Genomic DNA, 2,440 nt, shown 5'->3' with positions numbered 1-2,440 from the left:
AGAAAATCTGGATAGTATAACTAATCTTATATCATTCTTGAAGAAGAAGGGTATTGGATAGTTTTCATAATTAAATAAAACTTTACTCAACTTGACTGACTTTTCACTCATCTGCCAGAGCAATTTTCTTTGTATAGTGCAACTTCCTAGCTTTGTCAAGGGTGTAATCCCTTTGGGACAATGAGACCTCCCTTGACAAAGCTAGGAAGTTGCACCCTCATTAACCGCAAGAATTTCTTTCCCTTTACCCTGTAATTAATAAAAGTCAATTAAGTTGAGTTAATAATACTTTAGATTATTGATCAGCAAAAGAGCAGAATTAATATTTAGATAGCTCCCGGTATTGATTTGCGATCCCTCTTGATCGATGAGGTGGAAGGATATTTTTATTTACTCCCATCAAATAATATGTTAAGATTATTCATATCTGATATCGTTTCTACCAATTAGTATAGGTTTAATACCCATAAATACAATAAATTAGCTCTTATGCAATTATTTATAATAATATAAACAACCTGAATTTTATGTAATGGACAGCGGCTTCTATTCTCTGAATCGCTTCTAAATCGTAGATTGAATGTTCAATGATTAAAATATTTTGTTAACGCAGAGCTCGCATTGTTAAAATAATATAAAATTCACACCAAAATGAATTAAATTGAACAGGATTATTTTAGTAGGTTCCTTTGAACTAACGGAGAGCTGACATTGATGGATAAGCAATTAATGATAGATTATGAAAAAGAAATAGGTGCTCCACTTACTGACAGCCTAACAGGACTTTTAGCTCACGGATTTTTCCAAATGTCATTAGAGCGTGAAATAAACAGGGCTGACCGTTATGGCGAATCATTCGCCTTAGCATTGATAGATGTCGACTCCTTCGCAAGCTATAATAAGCGTTATGGACATGTAAAAGGGGATCAAGTATTAAAAGAGATAGCCTTGATCATCATGAACAACATTCGTCAGGCTGACCTTGCAGCGAAATATTCTGGAGATGTATTTGCCGTAATCCTGACTAAATCTGATAACCAGTCTGCATTGGTATCTATGGAGAGGATCAGGCATTCTGTAGAAATGCTTTCCAGAAATACGCCAACTGTTAGTATGGGTCTGGCTTCCTTTCCCCATAATGCCAAAAACAGGGAGAGCTTGCTCAAAAAGACTGATGAGCTTTTATTGAAAGCCAAGCTAAAGGGGAAGAACAGGATCGAGTTCTTGAATGATGAAGAAAAAATTATTGATCATGAAAAATCACGGATATTGGTGGTTGATGATGATCCAAAAAATCTAAAACTTCAGGAAGCTCTACTTTTATCATTGGATTATGATGTAATTAAAGCATCCAATGGCGAAGACGCGCTATCTACTATTAGAAGAGCAGAGGTTGATCTGGTTTTGTTGGATATTATGATGCCTGGCATGGATGGTTATGAGGTATGTCGCCGTTTAAAGGAGGATGAATACACTCGCCTGATTCCAGTAGTAATGCTGACAGCCTTAGACGATATAGAGTCAAAGGTTAAGGGTATAGAGGCCGGGACAGATGATTTTATCACCAAGCCACCCAATAAACTGGAGCTTTTAACGCGTATCAAATCCTTGATAAATGTAAAATCCCTCAATAAAAATTTAATCGACATTGAAAATGTTCTCTACTCTCTTGCAAATGCTGTTGAGGCCAAAGATCCCTATACTCAGGGACACATACAGAGGGTATCAAATATGACAGAGGCCCTTGGCCAAAAGATGGGTCTGTCTGCAAAAGAGACTTCGGCTCTCAGGCTTGGAGGCATCCTGCATGATATAGGCAAGATTGTGATACCTGATAAAATCTTGAACAAAACCTCCCCCTTAACTCCGGAGGAATGGAAGGTTATAAAATCTCATCCAGATGCAGGCTATAAAATTTGCCTGCCATTAAAAGAGAATTTGGGATCTGCCTTATATGCTGTTCAGTATCACCATGAGAAGCTTGATGGTTCGGGTTACCCTGATGGATTGAAGGGGGATGAAGTTCCCATCGTGGCCAGGATTATGGCAGTAGTGGATATATATGACGCTATGTTCTCAGACAGGCCCTATCACAAGGCACTGCCTAAGGAAAAGGCCTTGGCAATTCTTCGCGAGGAAGCTGAGTATGGAAAGTTAGATAAAGAGATTGTTGAGCAATTTATAAAAATGGTGGAATAATATTTTGCAGAAACTGATTGAGGGAGAAGATCACCAGGAAGAGATTCCCTTACATATTTATGTTCTCACTCATATTAGGGCATAATTAGGCCGTGATGAAGCTACAAGTCCTACTCAAGGATATAAGAGGAGGTCGTGATGAGGATTATTCCTTTTGTTGAGAAAAAACATTCACAACTGATGGATATCATTGCGTTGTATTCTATAGGGATATCTATCTTTTTATCGGTATATTCGCCAA

1 protein-coding gene is annotated in these 2,440 nt (G+C 37.8%); it reads left to right on the top strand.

What is annotated here, in order from left to right:
- The first annotated feature begins 714 nt into the window (after window positions 1–714).
- A complete protein-coding gene (locus SVZ03_13885; protein ID MDY6935299.1) occupies window positions 715–2,199 on the top strand; it encodes a diguanylate cyclase in 1,485 nt (494 codons plus the stop codon).
- Window positions 2,200–2,440 lie beyond the last annotated feature (241 nt).

The sequence above is a fragment of the Spirochaetota bacterium genome, from assembly GCA_034190085.1.
Taxonomy (GTDB): Bacteria; Spirochaetota; UBA4802; order UBA4802; family JAFGDQ01; genus JAXHTS01.
The sequence above is the reverse complement of the archived record's forward strand: the minus strand, read 5'-3'. Positions and strand labels throughout refer to the sequence as shown.

Excerpts from the sequence above, each read along its gene's own strand:
- SVZ03_13885 (MDY6935299.1), top strand. The coding sequence starts at position 715 with ATGGATAAGCAATTAATGATAGATTATGAAAAAGAAATAGGTGCTCCA.